Annotated in this window: 20 protein-coding genes and 1 tRNA gene; 4 read left to right on the top strand and 17 right to left on the bottom strand. The window is 65.6% G+C overall.

Going from position 1 to position 22281, the window contains the following annotated elements; translation table 11 throughout:
- The 12 genes from nuoF to rpsO all read right to left on the bottom strand — a co-directional run.
- On the bottom strand, window positions 1–1158 hold a 1158-nt coding region (nuoF, locus tag QE494_RS01115; protein WP_300040629.1), incomplete at its 3' end, for an NADH-quinone oxidoreductase subunit NuoF.
- On the bottom strand, window positions 1155–1652 hold the full coding sequence (gene nuoE, locus QE494_RS01110; RefSeq protein ID WP_300040627.1) for an NADH-quinone oxidoreductase subunit NuoE: 498 nt from the start codon (window positions 1650–1652) through the stop codon (window positions 1155–1157). The genes nuoE and nuoF, both read right to left, overlap by 4 nt.
- On the bottom strand, window positions 1649–2902 hold the full coding sequence (locus QE494_RS01105; RefSeq protein ID WP_300040625.1) for an NADH-quinone oxidoreductase subunit D: 1254 nt from the start codon (window positions 2900–2902) through the stop codon (window positions 1649–1651). The genes nuoE and QE494_RS01105 overlap by 4 nt, the downstream gene beginning before the upstream one ends.
- Before the next feature lie 13 nt (window positions 2903–2915).
- On the bottom strand, window positions 2916–3530 hold the full coding sequence (locus tag QE494_RS01100) for an NADH-quinone oxidoreductase subunit C (protein ID WP_300040623.1): 615 nt from the start codon (window positions 3528–3530) through the stop codon (window positions 2916–2918).
- A 19-nt stretch (window positions 3531–3549) separates the two neighbouring features.
- On the bottom strand, window positions 3550–4029 hold the full coding sequence (locus QE494_RS01095; RefSeq protein WP_300040621.1) for an NADH-quinone oxidoreductase subunit B family protein: 480 nt from the start codon (window positions 4027–4029) through the stop codon (window positions 3550–3552).
- A gap of 50 nt (window positions 4030–4079) precedes the next feature.
- Window positions 4080–4451 carry an NADH-quinone oxidoreductase subunit A gene (locus QE494_RS01090; protein ID WP_300040619.1) on the bottom strand — a complete coding sequence of 124 codons (372 nt, stop codon included), beginning with the start codon at window positions 4449–4451 and terminating at the stop codon, window positions 4080–4082.
- A gap of 89 nt (window positions 4452–4540) precedes the next feature.
- Window positions 4541–4625: transfer RNA gene (locus QE494_RS01085), tRNA-Leu, on the bottom strand.
- A 112-nt stretch (window positions 4626–4737) separates the two neighbouring features.
- Window positions 4738–5151, bottom strand: coding sequence for a preprotein translocase subunit SecG (gene secG / locus QE494_RS01080; RefSeq protein WP_300040617.1), 414 nt, complete (start codon window positions 5149–5151; stop codon window positions 4738–4740).
- A gap of 31 nt (window positions 5152–5182) precedes the next feature.
- A complete protein-coding gene (tpiA, locus tag QE494_RS01075; protein ID WP_300040615.1) occupies window positions 5183–5974 on the bottom strand; it encodes a triose-phosphate isomerase in 792 nt (263 codons plus the stop codon).
- A gap of 40 nt (window positions 5975–6014) precedes the next feature.
- On the bottom strand, window positions 6015–7001 hold the full coding sequence (locus QE494_RS01070) for an NAD(P)H-quinone oxidoreductase (RefSeq protein WP_300040613.1): 987 nt from the start codon (window positions 6999–7001) through the stop codon (window positions 6015–6017).
- 181 nt (window positions 7002–7182) lie between these two features.
- Complete coding sequence (gene pnp, locus QE494_RS01065; protein ID WP_300040611.1) at window positions 7183–9315, bottom strand: polyribonucleotide nucleotidyltransferase; 2133 nt, start codon at window positions 9313–9315, stop codon at window positions 7183–7185.
- A gap of 219 nt (window positions 9316–9534) precedes the next feature.
- Window positions 9535–9798 (bottom strand): 30S ribosomal protein S15, encoded by a 264-nt coding sequence (gene rpsO, locus QE494_RS01060; RefSeq protein WP_300040609.1) that lies wholly within the window; start codon window positions 9796–9798, stop codon window positions 9535–9537.
- 252 nt (window positions 9799–10050) lie between these two features.
- Here rpsO and QE494_RS01055 point away from each other — a divergent pair, with 252 nt between their 5' ends.
- Window positions 10051–12381 carry a hypothetical protein gene (locus QE494_RS01055; RefSeq protein ID WP_300040607.1) on the top strand — a complete coding sequence of 777 codons (2331 nt, stop codon included), beginning with the start codon at window positions 10051–10053 and terminating at the stop codon, window positions 12379–12381.
- Between the two features lie 346 nt (window positions 12382–12727).
- Window positions 12728–14830: a hypothetical protein gene (locus tag QE494_RS01050; protein ID WP_300040605.1), complete on the top strand. Its 2103-nt coding sequence runs from the start codon at window positions 12728–12730 to the stop codon at window positions 14828–14830.
- Here QE494_RS01050 and QE494_RS01045 read toward each other — a convergent pair.
- The 4 genes from QE494_RS01045 to QE494_RS01030 all read right to left on the bottom strand — a co-directional run bounded on the left by QE494_RS01045 (window position 14763) and on the right by QE494_RS01030 (window position 19863).
- Window positions 14763–16160 (bottom strand): branched-chain amino acid ABC transporter substrate-binding protein, encoded by a 1398-nt coding sequence (locus QE494_RS01045; protein ID WP_300040603.1) that lies wholly within the window; start codon window positions 16158–16160, stop codon window positions 14763–14765. The two genes, QE494_RS01050 and QE494_RS01045, sit on opposite strands and share 68 nt — an antisense overlap.
- Window positions 16161–16214: 54 nt before the next feature.
- The gene (gene tsaD / locus QE494_RS01040; protein WP_300040601.1) at window positions 16215–17261 is read right to left on the bottom strand and encodes a tRNA (adenosine(37)-N6)-threonylcarbamoyltransferase complex transferase subunit TsaD; all 1047 of its coding nucleotides are present in this window, start codon (window positions 17259–17261) and stop codon (window positions 16215–16217) included.
- A 119-nt stretch (window positions 17262–17380) separates the two neighbouring features.
- Window positions 17381–19012 (bottom strand): ion transporter, encoded by a 1632-nt coding sequence (locus tag QE494_RS01035; RefSeq protein WP_300040599.1) that lies wholly within the window; start codon window positions 19010–19012, stop codon window positions 17381–17383.
- Entirely contained in the window at window positions 19009–19863 is an 855-nt protein-coding gene (locus tag QE494_RS01030) for a hypothetical protein (RefSeq protein WP_300040597.1), read from the bottom strand. Before QE494_RS01030 ends, QE494_RS01035 begins: the two co-directional genes overlap by 4 nt.
- Window positions 19864–20269: 406 nt before the next feature.
- On the opposite strand from QE494_RS01030, the gene ybiB reads away from it, so the two are divergent.
- Window positions 20270–21175, top strand: a complete 906-nt coding sequence (gene ybiB / locus QE494_RS01025) for a DNA-binding protein YbiB (RefSeq protein WP_300040595.1) — start codon at window positions 20270–20272, stop codon at window positions 21173–21175.
- A complete protein-coding gene (gene cobA / locus QE494_RS01020; protein ID WP_300040593.1) occupies window positions 21172–21987 on the top strand; it encodes a uroporphyrinogen-III C-methyltransferase in 816 nt (271 codons plus the stop codon). Before ybiB ends, cobA begins: the two co-directional genes overlap by 4 nt.
- An 86-nt stretch (window positions 21988–22073) precedes the next feature.
- Here cobA and QE494_RS01015 read toward each other — a convergent pair.
- Window positions 22074–22281, bottom strand: a 208-nt coding sequence (locus tag QE494_RS01015; protein WP_300040591.1) for a hypothetical protein, incomplete at its 5' end; no start/stop codon positions are given.

Raw genomic sequence — 22281 nt, 5'->3', positions numbered from 1 at the left:
GGTGCCCTCACGGCAGGGGGTGCACTGGCCGCAGGACTCGTGGGCGTAGAAGTAGGACAGGCGGCGCAGGCTCTCGGGCATGTCGCGCGTGTCGTCCATGACGATCACCGCGCCAGAGCCCAACATGGAGCCTGCCTTGGCGATGGAGTCGTAGTCCATCGTGCATTCCATGATGATGGAAGTCGGCAGCACCGGCGAGGACGACCCGCCAGGAATCACTGCCTTGAGCTTGCGGCCGCCGGCCACGCCGCCAGCCAGCTCGAGCAACTTGCTGAAGGGAGTGCCCAGCGGAATCTCGTAGTTGCCCGGGCGCTCGACGTCGCCGGAGACCGAGAAGATCTTGGTGCCGCCGTTATTGGGCTTGCCGCAGGCGAGGTAGGCCTGGCCGCCGTTACGGATGATCCAGGGCACCGCCGCGAAGGTCTCGGTGTTGTTGATGGTGGTGGGCTTGCCATACAGGCCAAAGCTCGCCGGGAAAGGCGGCTTGAAGCGGGGCTGGCCCTTCTTGCCTTCAAGGGATTCGAGCAGCGCGGTCTCTTCGCCGCAGATGTAGGCACCAAAGCCGTGGTAGGCATGCAGCTCGAAGTTGAAGCCCGAGCCCATGATGGCGTTACCCAGATAGCCGGCCGCCCTCGCCTCTTCCAGGGCCTCTTCGAAGCGCTCATAGGCGTCGAAGATCTCGCCGTGAATGTAGTTGTAGCCCAGCGAGATGCCCATCGCGTAGGCGGCAATGATCATCCCCTCGATCACGATGTGCGGGTTGAACATCAGGATGTCGCGGTCTTTGCAGGTACCGGGCTCACCTTCGTCCGAGTTGCACACCAGGTGCTTGACGCCCGGGAACTGCCGGGGCATAAAGCTCCACTTGAGGCCCGTGGGAAAACCTGCGCCGCCGCGGCCGCGCAGAGCGCTTTCCTTGACGATGGCAATCACCTGGTCCTGCGTGAGACCCACGACGCCGGAGTCGTCTTGCGGCGGAGCGCCGTCCTTGCCCAGGATCTTGCGCAGCGCAGCGTAACCGCCGCGTGCTTCGTAGTCCTTGAGTCGCCAGTTGCTGCCATTGAGGTCCGCGTAAATCTGCGGATTGATGTGGCGGCCATGGAAGCAGGTGTCCACCCCGGTGGCTGCGAACTGGGAGAGCACTTGTTGCGCGTTCATGACTGCTGCTCCGCTTGTTTGAGGCCTTCGATCATCTGATCGAGGCGTTCGTGGCTCATGAAGCTGCACATATTGCGGTCGTTGACCAGCATCACCGGCGCGTCGGCGCAGGCCCCCAGGCACTCGGACTGCTGCAACGTGAACAGGCCGTCGGCACTGGTCTCGCCCATGCGGATGCCCAGGCGCTTTTCCAGGTGTGCAAGGGCCGTACCGCCGCCGCGCAGTTGGCAGGGCAGGTTGGTGCAGACGTTCAGTTTGAACTTGCCCACCGGCTTCTGGTTGTACATGTTGTAGAAGGTGGTGACCTCGTGCACCGCAATCGTGGGCATGCCCAGGTGCTCGGCAACCGCCTGCTCGCTCTCCGGGCTGACCCAGCCCTGCTCCTGCTGCACGATGGCCAGGCAGGCCATCACGGCCGACTGCCTCTGGTCGGCGGGGTACTTGGCCACTTCCTTGTCGAAGCGCGCGCGCGTCGATTGAGTGATTTCAGTCATCGATCGATCTCTCCGAACACGATGTCCATGGTGCCGATCACCGCGACCGCATCGGCAATCATGTGGCCACGGGACATTTCGTCCATGGCTGCCAGGTGAGCAAAACCGGGGGCGCGGATCTTCAGGCGGTACGGCTTGTTAGCGCCGTCGCTCACCAGGTAGATGCCGAACTCGCCCTTGGGGTGCTCGACCGCCGCATAGGCCTCGCCCTCAGGGACGCGAAAGCCCTCGGTGAACAGCTTGAAGTGGTGGATCAGTTCTTCCATGTTGGACTTCATGGATTCACGATCCGGCGGCGCCACCTTGTGGTTGTCGGTGATCACCGGGCCCGGGTTGGCGCGCAGCCAGGCCACGCACTGTTGAATGATCTTGTTGGACTCGCGCATCTCCTGCACCCGCACCAGGTAGCGGTCGTAGGAGTCACCGGTCTTGCCCACCGGCACGTCAAAGTCCATCCGGGCGTAGACGTCGTAGGGCTGCTTCTTGCGCAGGTCCCAGGCGATGCCCGAGCCGCGCAGCATCGGGCCGCTGAAGCCCAGGTTCAGTGCCCGCTCGGGGGTGACGACGCCGATGCCCACCGTGCGCTGCTTCCAGATGCGGTTGTCGGTGAGCAGCGTTTCGTACTCGTCGACATAGGTCGGGAAGCGCCGGGTGAAGTCTTCAACGAAGTCCAGCAGCGAGCCCTGGCGGTTCTTATTGAGCGCACGGATCGAGCGCTCGTTCTTGATCTTGCTGGCGCGGTACTGCGGCATGGCGTCCGGCAGGTCACGGTACACGCCGCCCGGGCGGAAGTAGGCCGCGTGCATGCGCGCACCGGACACCGCCTCGTACATGTCGAACAGATCTTCCCGCTCGCGAAAGCAGTAAATCAGCATGTTCATCGCGCCGCAATCGAGGCCGTGCGCGCCGAGCCACAGCAGGTGGTTCAGCAAACGGGTGATCTCGGCGAACATCACGCGGATGTACTGGGCGCGCTCGGGCACTTCCAGACCCATCATCTTCTCGATGGCCAGGCAGTAGGCGTGCTCGTTGCACATCATCGAGACATAGTCCAGGCGGTCCATATAGGGCAGCGACTGGATATAGGTCTTGCTCTCGGCCAGCTTCTCGGTGGCGCGATGCAGCAGGCCGATGTGCGGGTCGGCACGCTGGATCACTTCGCCGTCAAGCTCGAGCACCAGGCGCAGCACGCCGTGGGCGGCCGGGTGCTGCGGGCCAAAGTTAAGGGTGTAGTTCTTGATGTCTGCCATGTGGCCCTCCCCCTTACTGGAGGCCTCCATAGTTGTCCTCGCGGATGATCCGCGGGGTGATCTCTCGTGGCTCGATCGTCACCGGCTGGTAGATCACCCGCTGGCGCTCGGCGTCGTAACGCATTTCGACATGGCCGGAGGTCGGGAAGTCCTTGCGGAAGGGGTGACCGATAAAGCCGTAGTCGGTGAGGATGCGGCGCAGGTCGGGGTGGCCCTCGAACACAATGCCGTACAGGTCAAACGCTTCGCGCTCGAACCAGTTGGCGGCGTTCCACAGGTCATTGACGCTGTCCACCGAAGGCAGATCGTCGTCGGACAGGAAGGTCTTGAGGCGCAGGCGCTGGTTGAGGCTCACCGACAAGAGGTGCAAGGTGACGCAAAAGCGCTGGCCTTCCCAGCCGCCGTTGCCGTAGTCGGCGTAGTCAAGGCCGGCCAGGTCCATCAGCTGCTCAAACTGGCAACCGGGCGCGTCACGCAGGGTCTGGGCAGCGGCATGCCAGTCGGCGGGAGCCACAGTCACGGTCACCTCGCCCAGGCGCAGGTCGACGCGCTTGGCAAGCGCGCCCAAGGCCTCGGTCACGGTGTGCTGGAGCGCCTGGGGGTCGATGGCGAAGGGGGTGGTCGTCATTCCTTGCGTCTCCAGCGGCTCAGGCCCGGGCGATGGTCTGGGTGCGGCGAATCTTCTGCTGCAGCTGGATGATTCCGTACAGCAAGGCCTCCGCGGTGGGCGGGCAGCCAGGCACGTACACGTCCACCGGCACGATGCGGTCGCAACCCCGCACCACCGAGTAGCTGTAGTGGTAGTAGCCACCACCATTGGCGCAGGAGCCCATGGAGATGACCCAGCGCGGCTCGGGCATCTGGTCGTAGACCTTGCGCAGGGCAGGCGCCATCTTGTTGCACAGGGTGCCGGCCACGATCATCAGGTCAGACTGGCGGGGGCTGGGGCGAAACAGCATGCCAAAGCGGTCGATGTCATAGCGCGCCGCGCCCGCATGCATCATTTCCACCGCGCAGCAAGCCAAGCCGAAGGTCATTGGCCAGAGGGAGCCGGTCTTGGCCCAATTGATCACCGTGTCCACCGTGGTGGTGACCATGCCCTTGTCGAGAACGCCTTCGTTTGCCATTGTCGGGATGCTCCGTGACTGCCTGAGGAGGGGGTTCGGTCGGGCCGGGATCACTCCCAGTCGAGCGCGCCCTTCTTCCATTCGTAGATGAATCCGACCACCAGGATCGCGAGGAAAACCATGACCGACCAAAAGCCCACCGCGCCGATGTCCTTGAGCGCCACAGCCCAGGGGAAGAGGAAGGCGATTTCCAGGTCGAACAGGATGAAGAGAATGGCCACGAGGTAGTAGCGCACGTCGAACTTCATGCGCGCGTCTTCGAAGGCTTCAAAGCCGCACTCGTAGGGGGAGGTCTTGGCCGCGTCGGGCTTGTGAAAGCCGGCGAACCGGGAAACGAAGTAACCAAGGAGCTGGGGAACGACGCCGACCCCAATGCCCACCAGGATGAAAAGTAGGACGGGCAGGTACTGCTCTAGGTTCATCTTGGACTCCGCAAGCCGCGGGACGGGCTGATCCGCCTGCGGCTTTTTTGCTCTCACGGACGCTCCTGGCGCCCGCGTAACTTCTTGTCTGGTGCCGTCGGCGAGACTCGAACTCGCACAGCTTTCGCCACTACCCCCTCAAGATAGCGTGTCTACCAATTTCACCACGACGGCTTCGATGTCACCCCAGGCAACCGGCTTGTGGCCAACACCCTGCGGGACAGCGATGGAGTTTACCCGGAAACACCGGGATTTCCCCCGACGCTGCCGGGCTGAAGATGAAAAATCAGCGGCCAGGAATCTGGCCCGCGCCCGACGCCGGCACCGCCGGGGCAGCGGGTGTGGAGGGCACCGGCACCGAGCCACCCGACGGGATCTGGCCGGCCGCGCCTGATGCAGCCGATGCAGGCGCCGCTGCGGGAGCAGCAGCGCGATCGAGCACGCTGCCCGAGTCAGACGGGCGATGGGTGCCCAAATATGCCAGTGCCAGGGTAGAGGCGAAGAACACCGTCGCCAGTACCGCAGTAGCGCGGGAGAGGAAGTTGGCGCTGCCGGTCGCACCGAACAGGCTGCCCGAGGTGCCAGAGCCGAAAGCAGCGCCCATGTCGGCGCCCTTGCCGTGCTGCACCAGCACCAGGCCGATCACGCCCAGCGCGGAGAGCATTTGGGCGGTGAGGATGACGTTGAAGAGAAAGCTCATGGGAGGACTCCGAAAGAGAAAGCGCGGGTTATCAGGCTGCAGCGGCACGACTGGCCGCGGCAATGATCTGGAGGAAATCGGCCGACTTCAGCGAGGCACCGCCGATCAGGCCGCCGTCGATGTCGGGCTGGGCCAGCAAGCTGGCCGCATTGGCAGCGTTCATGCTGCCGCCGTAGAGGATGCGGACGCGGTCGTCGCGGGCAGAGGCTGCGTGCAACTGGGCACGCAGCACCGCATGCACCTGCTGGGCCTGCTCGGGTGTTGCGGTCCGGCCGGTACCGATCGCCCAGACCGGCTCATAGGCGACCACGATCTCGCTGATGCAGTGACCGTTGACGTGAATGACAGCGGCCAACTGGCGCTTGACCACGGCCTCGGTCTGGCCGGCCTCGCGCTCGGCAAGGGTCTCGCCCACGCAGACGATCGGCGTCACGCCAGAGGACAGGGCCGCCTTGGCCTTGTCAGCCACCTGGGCGTCGGTTTCGCCGTGGTACTGGCGCCGCTCGGAGTGACCGACGATCGCGTAGCGGGCGCCGAACTCGCGCAGCATGGCGGCCGACACCTCACCGGTGTAGGCACCCGAAGCGTGAACGGAGACATCCTGCGCGCCAAGGTCAAGGGCGCTACCGTGGACCAGCGACTGCACCTGGGCCAGGTAGGGCGCGGGCACGCACAGGGCCACATCGGCGCCGGAACCAACATTGGCGCCAGCACCCTCGCCTGCCGCCGGCAGGCCGGCGACGACGGCGCGCACCAGGGCGTCATTGGCCTCCAGGCTGCCGTTCATCTTCCAGTTGCCGGCGATGAGCTTCTTGCGGTTCATGGTCAGATCAGGAACAAACAGGTGTCTTGAAAAAACGGGTTTACCAAGTCAGCACGATCTTGCCGACGTGCTGGCTGGACTCCATCAGCGCATGCGCCTGGGCGGCCTCGGCGGCCAGGAAGGTGGCATGCACCACGGGCCGGATGGTGCCCGATTCGATCAAGGGCCAGACCGTCTCGCGCAGCGCGGCGGCAATCTTGCCTTTGAATTCCACAGGACGCGGTCGCAGGGTGGAGCCGGTGATGTGCAACCGGCGGGTGAGCACCCGGGCTGCGTTGAAGCCGGCCTTCACCCCGCCTTGCAGGGCAATGATCACCAAACGCCCGTCCTCGGCCAGGCAGTCGACCTCACGGGCCACGTAGTCGCCGGCCACCATGTCGAGGATCACGTCCACGCCACGGCCACCGGTCAGGCGCAGCGCCTCGGCGGCGAAGTCTTGCTCGCGGTAGTTGATCGCATGGTCGGCGCCAAGCTTCAGGCAAGCGGCGCACTTGTCGGCGCTGCCCGCCGTGGCGATCACCCGCGCGCCCAGGGCCTTGGCCATCTGGATCGCGGTCACGCCAATGCCCGAGGTGCCGCCTTGCACCAGCAGGGTCTCGCCCGGCTGCAGCGCGCCACGGTCAAAGACGTTGCTCCACACGGTGAAAAAAGTCTCGGGCAGCGACGCGGCCTCCACCGGAGACAGTCCCTGGGGCACAGGCAGGCACTGGGCCACCGGTGCCACGCAATACTGGGCATAGCCGCCGCCGGCCACCAAAGCGCAGACAGCATCACCCGGCTTCAGGCCGGCCTGGGCCATCGCTGCGGCGTCACCCGAGATCACCTCGCCGGCCACTTCGAGGCCCGGCAGGTCGGAGGCACCGGGGGGCGCCGGGTACAGACCCTTGCGCTGCATCACGTCAGGCCGGTTCACCCCGCTGGCCGTCACCCGCAGCAACACCTCCCCCGCACCCGCTTGGGGCTGGGGACGCTCGGCCAGGCGCAGCACCTCAGGGGCGCCGGGCTCACGGATTTCGACGGCTTGCATGGGACGATGTTGCAGCGGTGATTAGCAGCGGTGGTTAGCAGCGGTTAAGAGCAGCAGTGAAGACCCCGCGTGATTGGCGCACGGCCCGCGACCCGGCATGACCGGGAGCGCGGGCCGAAGGCGCCAGAGGGGGCCGGATCGGCCGCGCTGCTGAGTGCGGCTGATTTCGGCTGATTTCGGCTTAGTGGCCCTGGCCTTCGGTCGGGGCGGCTTCGCGGGCCGGGCGGTCGAGCAGTGCCTTCATGGACAGCTTGATGCGGCCCTTCTCGTCGGTCTCGAGCACCTTGACGCGCACGACCTGGCCTTCGGACAGGTAGTCGGTGACCTTCTCGACGCGCTCATGGGCGATCTGCGAGATGTGCAGCAGGCCGTCCTTGCCGGGAAGCAGGTTGACCAGGGCGCCGAAGTCCAGGATCTTGGTGATCGGGCCTTCGTAGACCTTGCCAATTTCGACTTCAGCGGTGATCTGCTCGATGCGCTGCTTGGCGATGTCGGCCTTGGCCGCATCCGTCGCGGCGATGGTGATGGTGCCGTCTTCGTCGATGTTGATCTGGCAGCCGGTCTCTTCGGTCAGGCCACGGATCACGGAGCCGCCCTTGCCGATCACGTCGCGGATCTTCTCGGGGTTGATCTTCATCGTGTAGAGCTTGGGCGCGAAGTTGCTCACCTCGGTCTTGGCCTCGCCCATCGCATCTTGCATCTTGCCCAGGATGTGCATGCGGGCTTCCTTGGCCTGCGCCAGGGCAACCTGCATGATTTCTTTGGTGATGCCCTGGATCTTGATGTCCATCTGCAAGGCGGTGATGCCGTTGGTGGTGCCAGCGACCTTGAAGTCCATGTCGCCCAGGTGATCTTCGTCACCCAGGATGTCGGTCAGCACCGCAAAGCGGTTGCCTTCCTTGATCAGGCCCATGGCGATACCGGCCACGTGGGCCTTCATCGGCACGCCGGCGTCCATCATGGCCAGGCAGCCGCCGCAGACGGAGGCCATGGACGAGGAGCCGTTGGACTCGGTGATCTCGGACACCACGCGGATGGTGTAGGGGAACTCTTCCTTCGAAGGCAGGCAGGCGACCAGGGCGCGCTTGGCCAGGCGGCCGTGGCCGACTTCGCGGCGCTTGGTCGAACCCATGCGGCCGACTTCACCGGTGGCGAAGGGGGGCATGTTGTAGTGGAACAGGAAGCGGTCTTCGAACTCGCCAGCCAGCGCGTCAATGCGCTGGGCGTCGCGCTCGGTGCCCAGGGTGGCGATCACCAGGGCCTGGGTCTCGCCGCGAGTGAACAGGGCGGAACCGTGGGTACGGGGCAGCACGCTGTTGCGGATTTCGATCGGGCGCACGGTGCGGGTGTCGCGACCGTCAATACGCGGCTCGCCATTCAAGATCTGGCTGCGCACGATGTTCGATTCGATGGCGAACAGCAGGTCGTCGACCTTGCCGGCCTCGTAGGCAGCGCCTTCGGCCTTGAGCGCTGCGTGCACCGAGGCCGAGGCCTCGCGCAGGGCCTGGGTGCGGGCTTGCTTAGAGCGAATTTGGTAGACAGCGCGCAGCTTCTCTTCGGCCAGGCCATTGACCTTGGCGATAAAGGGCTCGTCCTTGGCAGGCGGCTGCCAGTCCCAGGTCGGCTTGCCGGCGTCACGCACCAGCTCGTGAATGGCGTTGATGGCGATCTTGCCCTGGTCGTGGCCGAAGACCACGGCGCCGAGCATGACTTCTTCGGGCAGTTGCAGGGCCTCGGACTCGACCATCAGCACGGCCGCTTCGGTACCGGCAACGACCAGGTCCATCACAGAGTCCTTGCGCTGGGTCTGGCCCGGGTTCAAAACGTACTCGCCATTGATGTAGCCCACGCGCGCGGCGCCAATGGGGCCGGCGAAGGGAATGCCGGAGATGGCCAGCGCGGCGCTGGTGCCGATCATGGCGGCGATGTCGGCGTCGACCTCGGGGTTGAGCGACACGGTGTGGATCACCACGTGCACTTCATTGAGGAAACCCTCGGGGAAGAGCGGGCGAATCGGGCGGTCGATCAGGCGGGAGGTGAGCGTCTCGAGCTCGGAGGGCTTGGCCTCGCGCTTGAAAAAGCTGCCGGGGATCTTGCCGGCGGCGTAGGTCTTCTCGATGTAGTCGACGGTGAGGGGGAAGAAGTCTTGGCCGGGCTTGGCGGACTTGGAGGCGACCACCGTGGCCAGAACGACGGTGTCGTCGATGTTGACCAGCACTGCGCCGGTGGCTTGGCGGGCAATTTCGCCGGTTTCCAGGGTGACCGTGTGCTGGCCCCACTGGAAGGTCTTGGTGACTTTATTAAACATGGTCATGTGCGTTCTCTTTCTCGGTTGAAAGGAGCCTCGAGTCGGACACGATGCCATTCCATCAACGGCCTGTCGCTGCAGGCGACTGATGGAATGACACAGCGCGTGTACGTCTGTCGGTCTCCGGGGAAGGATCGATCGGGTGATCGAAGTGGAAAGTCGAAGTAGAAAGCGCCTGAGCTGGTGGTTGACCGACTCAGGCGCGTTTCATGGAAATGGGGTGCTTTACTTGCGCAGGCCCAGGGTGGCGATCAGCGCGGTGTAGCGAGGGGCGTCCTTGTTCTTCAGGTACGCCAGCAGGCTCTTGCGGCGGTTAACCATGCGCAGCAGGCCACGGCGGCCGTGGTGGTCTTTGGCATGGGTCTTGAAGTGGGGGGTCAGCTCGTTGATGCGAGCGGTGAGCAGGGCGACCTGAACTTCGGGGCTGCCGGTGTCGTTGGCAGAGCGGGCGTGGGCCTTGACGACCTCGGCCGTGGTGGATGCGAGCATGGTGTTTCCTTAGAGATTTTGGACTTGCGCCAAGGCTGGAACGTGGCCCGGGCGTGCGCACACAACGTGCATTTCCCCCAGCCATGCAGGCCAGGGAACCGCGGATTATAGCGGGCAGTCCTTGGGGTTCTGGGGCAAAGGGCGGCGCGGGCTCTGGGCCAGCGCGGGCTGTCCTGCAGCGCCGACCCCATCAGGGAAATGCGAGCTTTATTACTCACAATCGGCCGCCTCCCCACCGCGAGGTTCCAGGCGATGCAGCTCCGTTCTACCTCCCCAGTCTCCCCAGCCACCGCTCGCTCAGCCAAGCGCCCTCGTGAGGAGGTGGCGGACAGCTCCTCCAGCAGCTCGTCCAGCAGCTCCTCCAGCCCCCTGGCACGGCGCGCCCAGCCCTTGACCCGCTCCCTGTCCCTCACACCGTCCCCCTCCCTGCCACCGGGCCTGGCCTGGCCTGGTCATCGCAGCACTGCGGCCTTTGTTCGCACGAGCACCGTCCCGCCCCCAGCGCCCGCTCGCGCGCAGCCAGCAGGCAAGCCGCTGACCACGCGCAAGCCCCTGCCGCCCGATGCCGTGCTGGCACGAATTGCAGCGTTTGCCGGCACCGACAGGCCGCTGGCGTATTTCATGGGCCTGCGCCGCGTCCTGGGGCTGCGCCAGGGGCCGGACGACACCGCACTGACTGACCTGCTCAGCCTGCGTCCCGAGGGGCTGCTGGAGCGGCACCCGGACTTCCGTAACCGCGATGACTGGGAGCGCTTCTTCCGGGCCGGGGGCAAGCTCGCCACCCTCCCCCAGCGGGATCGCAGCGTGCTCTGCTGCCAAGTCGCCATTGAGCACGACCCCCGGCTGGTCAAGTACCTCCCACTACCGATCATCCAGGCTCACCCGGCACTGTTACTGGACGAGGCACGCCGAGACGGCCGCACGCTGGAGTCCATGCCGTTCGCCCTAATTCAGCCGGGGAACCCCTTGCGCGAGGCGCTCGTCGAGGCGGCCTATGCCAGCCCCCGCCCACCGCGCATCCAGCATGTGCCGTCCGACCGGCTGACGGAGGCGCGCTGCATCCAATCGCTCAAGTGGGCGCCCCTGGATCTGCCCAAAGTGCCTGATAACCAGATCACCCTGCCGATATGCCTGGCGTCGATTCGCCACACGCCCCAAGAATTTGAACCGCCCTTCCATGACGTCCCCCAGAGATTCCGCGGCGAACCGGTCGCCCGGGCCTTGCTGGACTCCATCTATTCCCGAAACGACCACACCTTCCCTCTTAATTCGTTCCTGCCCAACGCCCTCGACACGCGCTTTTTTGCCGATCTCCTGCGCATAAAACCAGGTGCAATTCTCACCGCATACTTTTGCGGAGCAACGCTCACCCTGGACATGCTGGCCATGGCCTTGGGCACATCGAAGCATTGCTTGTGGGGTGTGGATTCGGCGGACCATCTCCGGAATCTCCTCCTTCGCGCCGCACAGGCCTCCGGGGTGAGGGAAGGCGAGCCGCTGCCCACCGGATCCTGGCCACCGGGCCTGCTGCCGCGTGACCTCAGCGACCCCGAGGTCTTGCGATGGATGCTGTGGGTCCAACCCGAGCTCCGAGCCTCCATCCCGGAAAAGGACTGGGATGACGAGGCCTTCACCCGCAACGTACTCACGGATGCCGAGGAAACAGGCCTGAGGCGTATCCCTGACCGCGTCTTGGAGCGCCACATGGATTGGCTGGCCAAGGTGGTGCACCGCGACCCCTCGCAACTGGACAACCTGCAGGAGCCCACCCTCCGTCGCCTGAACCCGGAGTTACTCGACGCGATTTGCAACTCGGGCTTGCGCCAAAACCCAACGCCTCATTACCCCGAGCACCTGCTGCGTTTGGTTCCCGATCTGCTGCGCGAGGAGACCCGCCAGCTGGCGGCGTCTTTGCGCCCCACGAAAGAACCCGCGGCGCCAGCAGCGACGGCCCACTTTGCAACGACCGAGGCGTTAGAGCGCGCTGTCAATGGCGATTGGCGCGTCATCCGGGGCCTGCCCCCAGAGATGCAAGGCAGCCGGAGCCTGATCCTGCACGGCCTTCACGGCACTCGGGATCCGCTGGCCGTCCCCCCCCATTCGGTCGATGACGAGGTGGCATTCAGCCTGGGCGCGATACGAAGCGGCGCGCTGTATCCCTATGAACTTCCCGACCAGATCAAAAACGCAGCCACGTTCCGTGCGGCACTCCAGACGCTGTCGTGGGTGCCCTTCAATCCAGAGGTCTACAGCGACATGACGGGGTATTGGGAGCGGGGACACGATCCAGAAATCGACGCGTGGGTCACCTCCATGATCGGCAGGCATTTGCAGGAGGACCCGCGACGCGCGCTGCAATTGCTTGACATCCCCAATGTCGAATGGGGCGCCGCAGCCTACCGGCTGGGACTGAGCCTGGACAGGCTGGCAGAGAGGCTACACCCGGAGGACCACGCCGATTTCCTGGCCGAAATAGGCCCTTTCCCCGCCTCGATGCCGGATCAAGTGCATCCCATGCAGCCGGCCGTTGGATCCAGCAGCAGCAGTAGCGCCGCGGCCGCTTCGGCCACGCGCCCGTCCTGATGCCTGCATAAAGCCCCTCACACCGGACACCCGCATGCAAACACGATCCTCCTCGGCGTTGGCCACCACCGCACGGCTCACCTCGTACGCGCCGGCTGCGGCGCCCCTACCCACCGTGCCGCCTCAGGCGCCACCTCAGACGCCAGGCACAGCCGATCGCAAAAGCAGCAAGCGCGAACGAGAAGACGAGGCCCCGCTGGAGCGGAGCCCCTGCCCCCTGGCCAGACGCGCCCAGCCTTTGACCCCGTCCGTGTACATACGCGGACCTCAAGGGAGTCGCCGCAGTTCACAGGCGTTCTACTCGCTCCCCACATGCACACCCTTGGCGTCCAGACCTGCCCTGCAAGTGTTCGCCAAGCCTGCTTACGAGCAATCGCACGCGGCGTTCAAAGTACCCGCGATTCTGGCGCTCGTCGCCGCCTATGCCGTCCCCGAGCAGGCGATGGCCTACTACGGGCAGCTGCGCATGGCCACGGAGGGCACCAGCAGTGTGGACGAGCAAGAACGATATTCCCTGCTGGCCGAGCGGCCCGAAGTGCTGCTGGAAATTCCGGCAAGCTTTCGCTCGCTCGAGGATTACGGCCGTTACTTCCAAGCGGGCGGGTCACTCGAAAAGCTCACTTCCAGTCCTCTCAATCCAGCGATTCGGCAGATGGCCATCGAGGCCCATCCCCTCGACTTGAAGTTCATCGTGCACCGTAGCCTGGACCTGTGCCGGGCTGCAGTGCGCCGGGATGGATATGCGCTGGAGTTCGTGCCCCCGGCACTTCTGGCCTCGGGCTCCGACCATCGAGAAGAGCTGGTCAAACTCGCCTATGCCAGCCCGCGCCCACCCCGGGCCAAACATGTCCCACATGATTTGCAGACGGAAGCGCGATGCATCCGCTCGCTGCAGTGGGCACCGCTGGACCTGCGTGATGTTGACCCGGACGTCATCACATTTCAGATGTGCGTGGCGTGGCTCGACTACCTGCCGAAGGCGTTCACGCCAGACATCAGCGTGATCCCGCGGCGGCTGCGTGACGAGCAAATGGCCCGGCTGCTGCTGCCATTGCCCAAGCTGCATCGTGAATTCACTCGTGAATTCACCTTTCCTGGAAGATCGTGGTACCTCGAAGGCGCGCTCACGCCGGGCTTCATGCGCGACTACCTGATGGCCTATCCGCAGGAGATCGTGGACAGCCGGGTGTTCACGGAACCCGTTCCTTGGGCCGTTCTGGGGGATGTGCTCGAGGCGCAGGGAGCTGAGTTCCGCTTTAGCGGCCGGATCAATTGGTTGATAGACGCCCTCGGTCGATCGGCCGACGTGGAGGGCTTAGTCATCTCTGACGAGATTCCGAGGGGGCGATGGAGGGAGGGCCTTTTTCCGCGGCGTCTCGATCGCCGAGAGGCCTACCTCTGGGCGATCGAGCGTATTGATCACGTCCGCTATCACGATATACCCGACGACCTGCGGCAAGACGAAGCCATCCTCTTGGCCGTACTGCGCAAGTCTGAGATTGTTGCTTTGAAACGCTTTCCGCCCGAATTTCTGAGACGCCACGGCGGCCTGGTGGCGCAGGTCATCTTTCAGTCCGCCGACAATACCTTCTCCCCTTCTGACATGTGCCACCTGCACCACATGGGCGCGAGTTGGATCAATGAAACCCTCCAGAAGCTTATCGCGGAGTACCCGAATTTTTTTAAGATCCACGGTTTTGCGACAGATCTCGCCGCCTTACTGAACGACGGCACACGCGCGGCCTTCGAAGCGTGGTGTGAGGAAAGCCGCTCACCTCCCCAGTCTTACATCAGTTGGGAACACCTACGGGAATTGCCCCAGGACACCTGGACGCGAGAGATGTGGGAACCTCACATCGAGAACCACGGGTTGCATTACCTTAAGTTGCCACCCAGGCTGAGAACCTGGCCGCTGTTGTTGATTGCCTTGCGGGCCGACCCCAGGCTCCTGAAACGACTTCCGGTGGAAGAGGTCACCGAGGCGATCGCCCTGCGCGCCATCGTGGAAGCGGGGATCTTGCCTGGGCTGGTCCCCCGTCACATCCGCGATTCAACTTCCTTTATGGAGGCGCTGGGGGAGCTCCCAGAATGCGCCTACCACCCCACAGCCATCCATGAGTTGATCAGTGAGCCGATCGATGAAGAGAACCTTCAAGGACCTGGGAGCCTCGGGCTCGACGAATTGAATCGCACCTGGATTGAAAAACTGCTCCAGCAGGACCCGCGCCGCGCCCTGGATTTCGACGAATGGGACAGACTCTCCTGGGGTGTGCGCGCCTATCGGGAGGGCGGTGCGTCTCTGGACGATGTGCGGTCGAGACTGTCCCCTGCCCTCTTGCCGGACTTCCTGGCCGCCGTCGGCCCGTTCGCAGCAGGCCGGGTTACACCGGCCGGGGCATCCGGCAGCTCGTTGGCAACTCCGCCTCAGCCGGCGCGAGCACCCGAATGACGCGAAAGCCGTAGCCCGAGCCTTCAACGTCGAACTTCACGCCGGGGGCGCCCTGGCGGTCCATCACGCCCACCATCAGGGGCTGCTGAAACTGGTGGTCGGCCACACGCATGGTGCCGCGCTGGCCGCCGAGGTCGACCTGGGCTTTCTCCAACTCGCGGGCGATGGCGCCGGCCTCGGCGCTGCCGGCGCGGCTCATCGCCTGGGCCAGCGACTCCATCATCATGAACATGCGCAGGTGCACATAGTCGTCCTGCGGCTTGGGGAAGCGCTGGCGGAAGGCCTGGTAGAACGCGTCGCTAGCCGCACCCGCTGCGGCCGACAGGCCCGGTGCGCCCGGCGCCCCTGATACTCCCGCCGCCCCTGCCGCCCCGGCGGCATTCGGCAGCCACTCGGCCACCGCCACCACCTTGCCGATGCCGGCCTCGCCAATGGCGGCCGGAGCGCCCAAGGCGTTGCCGTAGAAGGTGTAGAACTTGCCCTCGTAGCCCACTTCGCGGGCGGCTTTGATCAGCAGGGTGAGGTCATTGCCCCAGTTGCCGGTGATCACGGCCTGCGCGCCGCTGGCCTTGATCTTGGCAGCGTAGGGCAAAAAGTCTTTGATGCGGCCCAGCGGGTGCAGCTCCTCGGCCAGCACCTGCACGTCGGGCCGCTGCGCGGCCAGCTGGCGGCGCGCTTCGCGCAACACCGCCTGGCCAAAGCTGTAGTCCTGCCCGATCAGGTAGGCGCCGCGCAGGGCTTTGTCCTCTCGAATGACCTGCATGAGGGCGGCGACGCGCATGTCGGCATGGGCGTCGAAGCGGAAATGCCAAAAGCTGCAGCGCTCATTGGTGAGAGCCGGGTCGACCGCAGAATAGTTGAGGAAAACAACCCGCTTGCCCGGTTCGCGCTCGTTGTGCTTGTTGATGGCGTCAATGAGGGCCGCTGCCACCGCCGAGGAATTTCCCTGAACGATGATGCGCGCGCCGTCGTCGATGGCGGCCCGCAGGGTGGACAGGGCTTCTTCGGTCTGGCCCTTGTTGTCGTAGCGGGTGAGCGCAAGCGGGCGCTGCACATCACGACCCCCCTCGCGGATGCGAACGCCGCCGCGCTGGTTGATGCGCTCGATGGCAAAGGCCAGGTTGCGGATCACCGCCTCGCCGGTGTTGGCAAACGGCCCGGACAGGCCCTCGATCATGGCGACGGGAATCGGAGCGCCCAAGGCGTTGCCAGCGGCGGCAGGTTGTGCTTGGGCGTGCGCGCTGGCGAGGGTGCCGCCCAAGGCGGTCAAGGCAGCCAAGGTGGCGGTGCTGGTGGCCAACCAGCGGCGGCGGTTCAGGGTGTCGGTCATGGGGTTTCCACAGAAGCGGGCGCAGTGTAAGCGCCTGGCCTGGGCTCGCAGCCCTCAGGCTGCCAATTCGTGCAGCGGCCAGCGGGGCTTCACGTCAAAGGCATAGGCCGTGGTAGGCGACTGAGCCCCCGAGTCAAGGCGCATGGCCGCAGCCAGGGCGATCATGGCGCCGTTGTCGGTGCACAGGTGCAGCTCGGGGTAGTGCACCCGCACCTGGCGCTTGGCACAGGCGGCATTGAGCTGCTCGCGCAGCAGGCGGTTGGCGCCCACGCCGCCGGCCACCACCAAGCGCTGAAGGCCGGTTTGCAGCAAGGCGGCGAGCGATTTCTTCACCAGCACCTCGACGATGGCCGCCTCGGTGGCGGCCGACAGGTCGGCACGCCGCGCGTCGAGCCCGCCGCCCTCCCCCGCCTGCAGCTTGCGCACCTGGGTGAGCACGGCGGTCTTGAGGCCGGCAAAAGAAAAGTCGAGATCGCCGCTGTGCAAGAGCGGGCGCGGCAGCTTGAAGGACTGCGGATCGCCCTGCTGCGCCAGGCGCGAGAGCGCCGGGCCGCCCGGATACCCGAGGCCCAGGAGCTTGGCGGATTTGTCAAAGGCTTCGCCCGCAGCGTCGTCGATGGTCTCGCCCAGGAGCGCATAGCGCCCCACGCCGTCGACCCGCATCAGCTGCGTGTGCCCGCCGGAGACCAAGAGGGCCACGAACGGGAATTCGGGCGGGTCGGCGCTGAGAAAGGGCGAGAGCAGGTGGCCCTCGAGGTGGTGCACACCCAGGACCGGTTTGTTCAAGGCAGCGCCGAGGGCACAGGCCACGCCGGCGCCCACCAGCAGCGCGCCGGCCAGGCCCGGGCCCCGGGTGTAGGCCACCACATCGACCTCGGCCAAGGTGCGGCCAGCCTCGTCCATCACCTGGCGGGCCAGCGGCAGCACCCGGCGGATGTGGTCTCGGCTGGCGAGCTCGGGCACCACGCCGCCATAGGCCTGGTGCATTTCAATTTGACTGTGAAGCGCGTGAGCCAGCAGTTGAGGCACCGGCGCGGCACCGGACTGCACCAGAGCGACGCCGGTCTCGTCGCAGGAGGATTCGATGCCGAGAACGATCATGGCCCGAGTTTAGGCGCAGGGCCCCTGGGCGCGGCAGGCGGCCTATGCGCACTTGCGCTCCGATGAGACCCCGATGGCACCCCGATCGCGCACCGATAGCTCCCCAATGGAGAAGCTGGTCAGGACGGGGGCGGCGCCTGCTCGCGCTTCGTCCGCTCGTTGAGCCAGTGCCAGGTCTCGCGCTCAAAGCGGGTCGCACGGTCGCCCGAGTCGATCAGAGCGCTCATCGTCGCGTTATCCCCCATCAGGGCCAGCTGGCGAATCTGGCTCAAAAGCTCGCGATAGCGCTCGACCGCCGCGGCCGGCTGCTCGAGCAGCTGGGGCAAAGACATGAGCGCGTGGTTGCTGGCAGCCTCGCGCTGCCGCCTGGCCTTCTCGATCAGGCGATTGACCTCGTCCTTGGCCAGGTGCAGGCGCTTGGCCTCGGCATCGATGATTTCCTGCTCCTCATCGGAGATAGTGCCGTCGGCAAGCATTTTGAACAGCTCGTTTTGCAGGTTCTCGCGCTCGATCCGCAGCTGGTCACTGAAGGCCGAGGACAAAAGCGCCGCGGGAATCGCAAAAATGCCGATCCCTAGCAGCGCCAGCACGATGGTCATGGCGCGACCGGCCGGCGTGATCGGGGAGATGTCGCCGTAGCCCACACTGGCCAGGGTGATCACCGCCCAGTAGATCGACTGCGGAATGTTCTCGAACTTGTCCGGTTGCGCCTCATGCTCGAACAGGTAGCCCAGGCTGGCGGTGAGCACCACCAGCAGCAGCATGATGAAGGTCGAGGCCATGAGCACCGGCCATTCGCGCTTCATCACGATGACCAAGGTCTTGGTAGCACCGGTGTAGCGGGAGAGCTTGAGCAGCCGCATCATCCGGAACACCCGCAGGAACCGCAGGTCGATCAGGTGATGCAGGAGCACCTCGAGGAAGAAGGGCAAGATGGCCAATAAGTCGATCAAGGCGCTGCCCGAGCGCGCGAAGCGCCAACGCCCTGCGAAGGCGCCCTTCATGCCAGGCTGCTCGACCACCGAGAAGATGCGCAGCAGGTATTCGGTGGTGAAAATGGCTACGGCCACCGAGTCCAAAATGATGAACTCCAAGTTCAGCACAAAGTGGATGGACTCCACAGACTCCAGAATCACCGCCAGCACCGAGATCACCACCCAGGCCACGATGAAGCTGTCGAAATACTCGTGCAACTTCCCGCCATGGTCAGAGGGCCAGACCAGGGCGTGGACCTTCTGGCGGAAGGTACGCCCGCGGTTGAGCGCTTTGAACTCATGGATCGCAGGCACCATCACCCGCAAGAGCTTGAATATCCGAAGCAGCCGCAGCGCCCGCAGCATCCGCAGGTCCACGTGGATGAACATTGACAAGAAAAAAGGCAGGATGGCCAACAAGTCCACGATGGCAAACGGGCTGCGCATATAGGCCAAGCGCTTGAACCGGCTGCCCGCAAACTCTGGGTCCTCCGGCGCCAGGTACAGGCGCATCAGGTACTCGGCGGTGAAGATCACCACCGAGACCACATCGAACCCATGGAACCAGCCTGCATACGGGTCATGGATTGCCGGCACATGCTCAAAGACCAACGCGAACAAGTTGGCGATGATCAACGTCGCAACGAAGCGGTCGATCAAGCCGTGGTAATTGCCCGGCGTGCGCGGGTCGAGCAGCAGCCGGTAGAGCCGGCGGCGTACGGTATTCTGGGGCTGCGCGGGTGCGCCTGCCTCCTGGGCATCGAGAGTCGCGCTCACAGCTTCACCTCGCCAATGTTGATCGTGTAGCCGCCGGCGTCACAGGCCTGCACGCGCAGCAGCAGGCCGCGCACCAAGGGCTCGTCATCCTCGATCGGCGACCAACTGGTCCCGCCGGGCACTCCCGGCGGCGGCGGTGTGCCTTTCTGGATGTAAACCACACCGCGCGTCGCCCGGTTGCGGCGCTCGCACTTGTTGGACGCCACCGGGATGACCGCGTCGAAGGGGTTGGACAGGCGGGACAAGGGCCCGCCCGCGGTGAAAAGGGCCTCGCGACAGGTGGCCCAGGTGGTGGCGACTTTCGGAGCGTCCGGGACAGCCTCCATGCTGGCCTCCGTGCCGGTCTCCTTGGGAGCCTGCTTGGCAGCGATGGCTTCATGGGCGGCGCTGGGGGCCCCGACAGGGGAGGCGCCATGGGGAGCGTCATGCCCCCCTGCGGCCGGGACAACAGGGGTCGATGCGGCCGATGCAGCACCACTGGTGGCCTCGGCCGGTTCCTTGGACGCAACCGGCAAACCTGCTGCGCCCTCTGGGGCCACCTTAGAAGCCAACTCGGGTGGCACCTCGCCAGGCGTGGATGCGCACAGGGCCAGCGTGAAGGGCTCGGCCTTGCTGTCGGGAGCCGAGACCGCTTCGGCCCATTTCATGAATGTCTGGGCATTGCCCTTGGCGGTCTCGAGCAGCGTGCCCTCCCGATAGGTAAAGCGGGCCGACAGCACCACTGCCAACAAGGCCAGAATTAGCAAGATGATGAAGCCGATATCCCCAGCACCCAGGCCACTGCCACTGCCGGGGCCGGGGCCGGAGGCGGGGCCATGATCAGGGTGATCGTTGTTATTCGTTTCTGCCACGTTGTCTCCTCGGCTTGCCAAGGCCGCTTCCTGCTCTGACTCCACCTTGTAACCGCTGGGCGGGGGTATGGCCACCCTCTTCAAGTTGCGTGCCAGGGCTGGCCCTCCAAAATGAGCGCCAAGGACCTCCATCCCGACGAACATGCATTCGTTTGAACGCGTGGGTCGATGAATTGAGCATTCGCAGCGGCGGCGCGGGCGGCAAGGACTGGCCGCCACGCCCTCAAAGCTGCGCTCTCCCTCATGCGCTCTCCCTCATGCGCCTGCACCACTGCGCACCACCACTGCGCCCGCACCGCCGCTATCACTCCGCACCCCCACTCCTGGTCAGGCGCGCGGCCGGGGGGCAGCGACACGGCTTGAGCTTATGTCTCGCGGTCATGAGCCAACACGCACAATGGGCGCCATGGGCAGCATCAGCCACTACATCAAGGAAATCGGTCGCGGTAAGGACGGCGCTCGCCCCCTCACCCGCGAGCAGGCCACCGACTGCTTTGGCCAGCTGCTCGACGGCCAGGTGAGTGACCTGGAGACCGGCGCGTTCTGCATTGCCATGCGGGTCAAGGGCGAAACGCCAGAAGAGATGGCGGGCTTTCTGGACGCCACGGCCGCCCGCATGCAATTGGTGCCCGCCAGCGATCGCCCCCTGGTGGTGCTCCCAAGCTACAACGGTGCACGCCGCCTGCCGGTGCTCACCCCGCTGTTGGCCCTGTTGCTGGCGCGCGAGGGCCTGCCTGTGGCCCTGCACGGCACCCCGACCGAGAACCGCGCAGTGACCGCGGCCGATGTGCTGGCAGCGCTGGGGACGGCCCCGGCCCAGGCGGTGGCGCCGGTGGCGGCGGGCCAGGTCGCCTTCCTGCCGACCGGCCTGCTGTGCCCTGGGCTGCAGCGCCTGCTGGAGGTTCGACGCGTCATCGGCCTGCGCAACCCGGCCCACAGTCTGGTCAAACTGATGAACATCTCCGAAGGCCCGGCGGTACGCGTGGGCAGCTACACCCATCCCGAATACGCGGTGTCCATGGGCCAAGTATTTGCCCTGGTGGGCGCCACCGCCCTGCTGATGCGGGGCACCGAGGGGGAGGTTGTGGCAGACGCGCGCAGGCTGCCAGCGATGGAGGGCTTTGTGCGCGGCCAGCGGGTGACGCTGGAGGCGGGTCAGCGCGGCACGCTGACCGAGCTGCCCGGCCTGCCCTCGGCGCTTGACGCGGTCAGCACCGCGGCGTACACCCGGGACGTGTTAGCGGGTCGGCTCCCGGTGCCGACCTCGCTGCAGGTTCAGGTGGAACACATCTTGCGACTCGCTTGCGCATGAGAAACATCCCGACGCATCCTGGTGACGACTTCACCCTCCCCGGCCAGGTCACGCTGGTGGGCGCGGGCCCGGGCGACCCGGAGTTGCTCACGCTCAAGGCGGTACGCGCCATCCAGGCCGCGACCATCGTCTTCGTCGATGACCTGGTGTCGGACGCGGTGGTCGCCTTGGCATCGCCCAGCGCGCGGGTGGTGCATGTCGGCAAGCGCGGCGGCTGCAAGAGCACACCCCAGGCCTTCATCGGCAAGCTGATGGTGGTCGCAGCCCAGGAGGGCGAGCGGGTGGTGCGCCTCAAGGGGGGAGACCCCTTCATCTTCGGGCGTGGCGGCGAGGAAGTGGAGGCGCTGCGGGCCCAGGGCATCCGGGTGAAGGTCGTCAACGGTATCACTGCGGGCCTGGCGGCCGTGACCTCGCTCGGGGTGCCGCTGACGCACCGGGACCATGCGCATGGCGTGGTGTTCGCCACTGGCCATGCCAAGCCAGGCGATGCCGGGCCCGACTGGTCAGCGCTGGCGGCAACCGCGGCGCAGGCACGCCTCACCCTGGTCATCTACATGGGCGTGAAGGGCGCCGCCGAGATCCAGCACGGGCTGCTGGACGGCTTGCCGGCCAGCACGCCAGTCGCGGTGGTGCAGTCGGTCAGCCTGCCGCAGCAACGTCAGGCCCTCACCACCCTGGGCGCCTTGTGCGAGACATTGGCGCGCGAGCAAATGGCCAGCCCGGCGATCATCGTGGTGGGCGATGTGCTCGCCGGCGTGGCTGCGGCCCGCGATGAATCGGGGTGGGTGGCCCCCTTCGATCGCGCCGCTTGACCCCTCGAGAGGTGACGCTTCAGGCGGGATGCTTCAGGCCTCATCTTCGACGTGCGCCCTGGGAGGTCTGATCCACAAGGCCTCGGTCAACGAGGCTTGGTGGTCGGTTCCTGCTCGATCTTGCGCACAGAAATCTCCAGACCAGTGCCGGTGGTGGCACTCGATGAGATCGCCCGCGCCCGCCCCGACGTAGCCCAAGCCGGTAGCTGGGACAGCGCGCCCCAACTCAACGCCAGCCAAGCGTCGGCGCCGATCGCCCACAGAGGGTCGTTCTCACGCCCCACCATCGGGGCC

The organism is Ramlibacter sp. (genome assembly GCF_029866045.1).
In the GTDB taxonomy this organism is placed as follows: domain Bacteria; phylum Pseudomonadota; class Gammaproteobacteria; order Burkholderiales; family Burkholderiaceae_C; genus Ramlibacter.
The sequence above is the reverse complement of the archived record's forward strand: the minus strand, read 5'-3'. Positions and strand labels throughout refer to the sequence as shown.

Bases quoted from the DNA above. Each gene is read 5' to 3' on its own strand.
- QE494_RS01095 (WP_300040621.1), bottom strand. From the start codon at position 4,029: ATGGCAAACGAAGGCGTTCTCGACAAGGGCATGGTCACCACCACGGTG.
- ybiB (WP_300040595.1), top strand. From the start codon at position 20,270: ATGGGCAGCATCAGCCACTACATCAAGGAAATCGGTCGCGGTAAGGAC.
- tsaD (WP_300040601.1), bottom strand. From the start codon at position 17,261: ATGATCGTTCTCGGCATCGAATCCTCCTGCGACGAGACCGGCGTCGCT.
- cobA (WP_300040593.1), top strand. From the start codon at position 21,172: ATGAGAAACATCCCGACGCATCCTGGTGACGACTTCACCCTCCCCGGC.
- pnp (WP_300040611.1), bottom strand. From the start codon at position 9,315: ATGACCATGTTTAATAAAGTCACCAAGACCTTCCAGTGGGGCCAGCAC.
- secG (WP_300040617.1), bottom strand. From the start codon at position 5,151: ATGAGCTTTCTCTTCAACGTCATCCTCACCGCCCAAATGCTCTCCGCG.
- QE494_RS01045 (WP_300040603.1), bottom strand. From the start codon at position 16,160: ATGACCGACACCCTGAACCGCCGCCGCTGGTTGGCCACCAGCACCGCC.
- rpsO (WP_300040609.1), bottom strand. From the start codon at position 9,798: ATGCTCGCATCCACCACGGCCGAGGTCGTCAAGGCCCACGCCCGCTCT.
- QE494_RS01105 (WP_300040625.1), bottom strand. From the start codon at position 2,902: ATGGCAGACATCAAGAACTACACCCTTAACTTTGGCCCGCAGCACCCG.
- nuoE (WP_300040627.1), bottom strand. From the start codon at position 1,652: ATGACTGAAATCACTCAATCGACGCGCGCGCGCTTCGACAAGGAAGTG.
- QE494_RS01100 (WP_300040623.1), bottom strand. From the start codon at position 3,530: ATGACGACCACCCCCTTCGCCATCGACCCCCAGGCGCTCCAGCACACC.
- tpiA (WP_300040615.1), bottom strand. From the start codon at position 5,974: ATGAACCGCAAGAAGCTCATCGCCGGCAACTGGAAGATGAACGGCAGC.
- QE494_RS01090 (WP_300040619.1), bottom strand. From the start codon at position 4,451: ATGAACCTAGAGCAGTACCTGCCCGTCCTACTTTTCATCCTGGTGGGC.
- QE494_RS01070 (WP_300040613.1), bottom strand. From the start codon at position 7,001: ATGCAAGCCGTCGAAATCCGTGAGCCCGGCGCCCCTGAGGTGCTGCGC.
- QE494_RS01055 (WP_300040607.1), top strand. From the start codon at position 10,051: ATGCAGCTCCGTTCTACCTCCCCAGTCTCCCCAGCCACCGCTCGCTCA.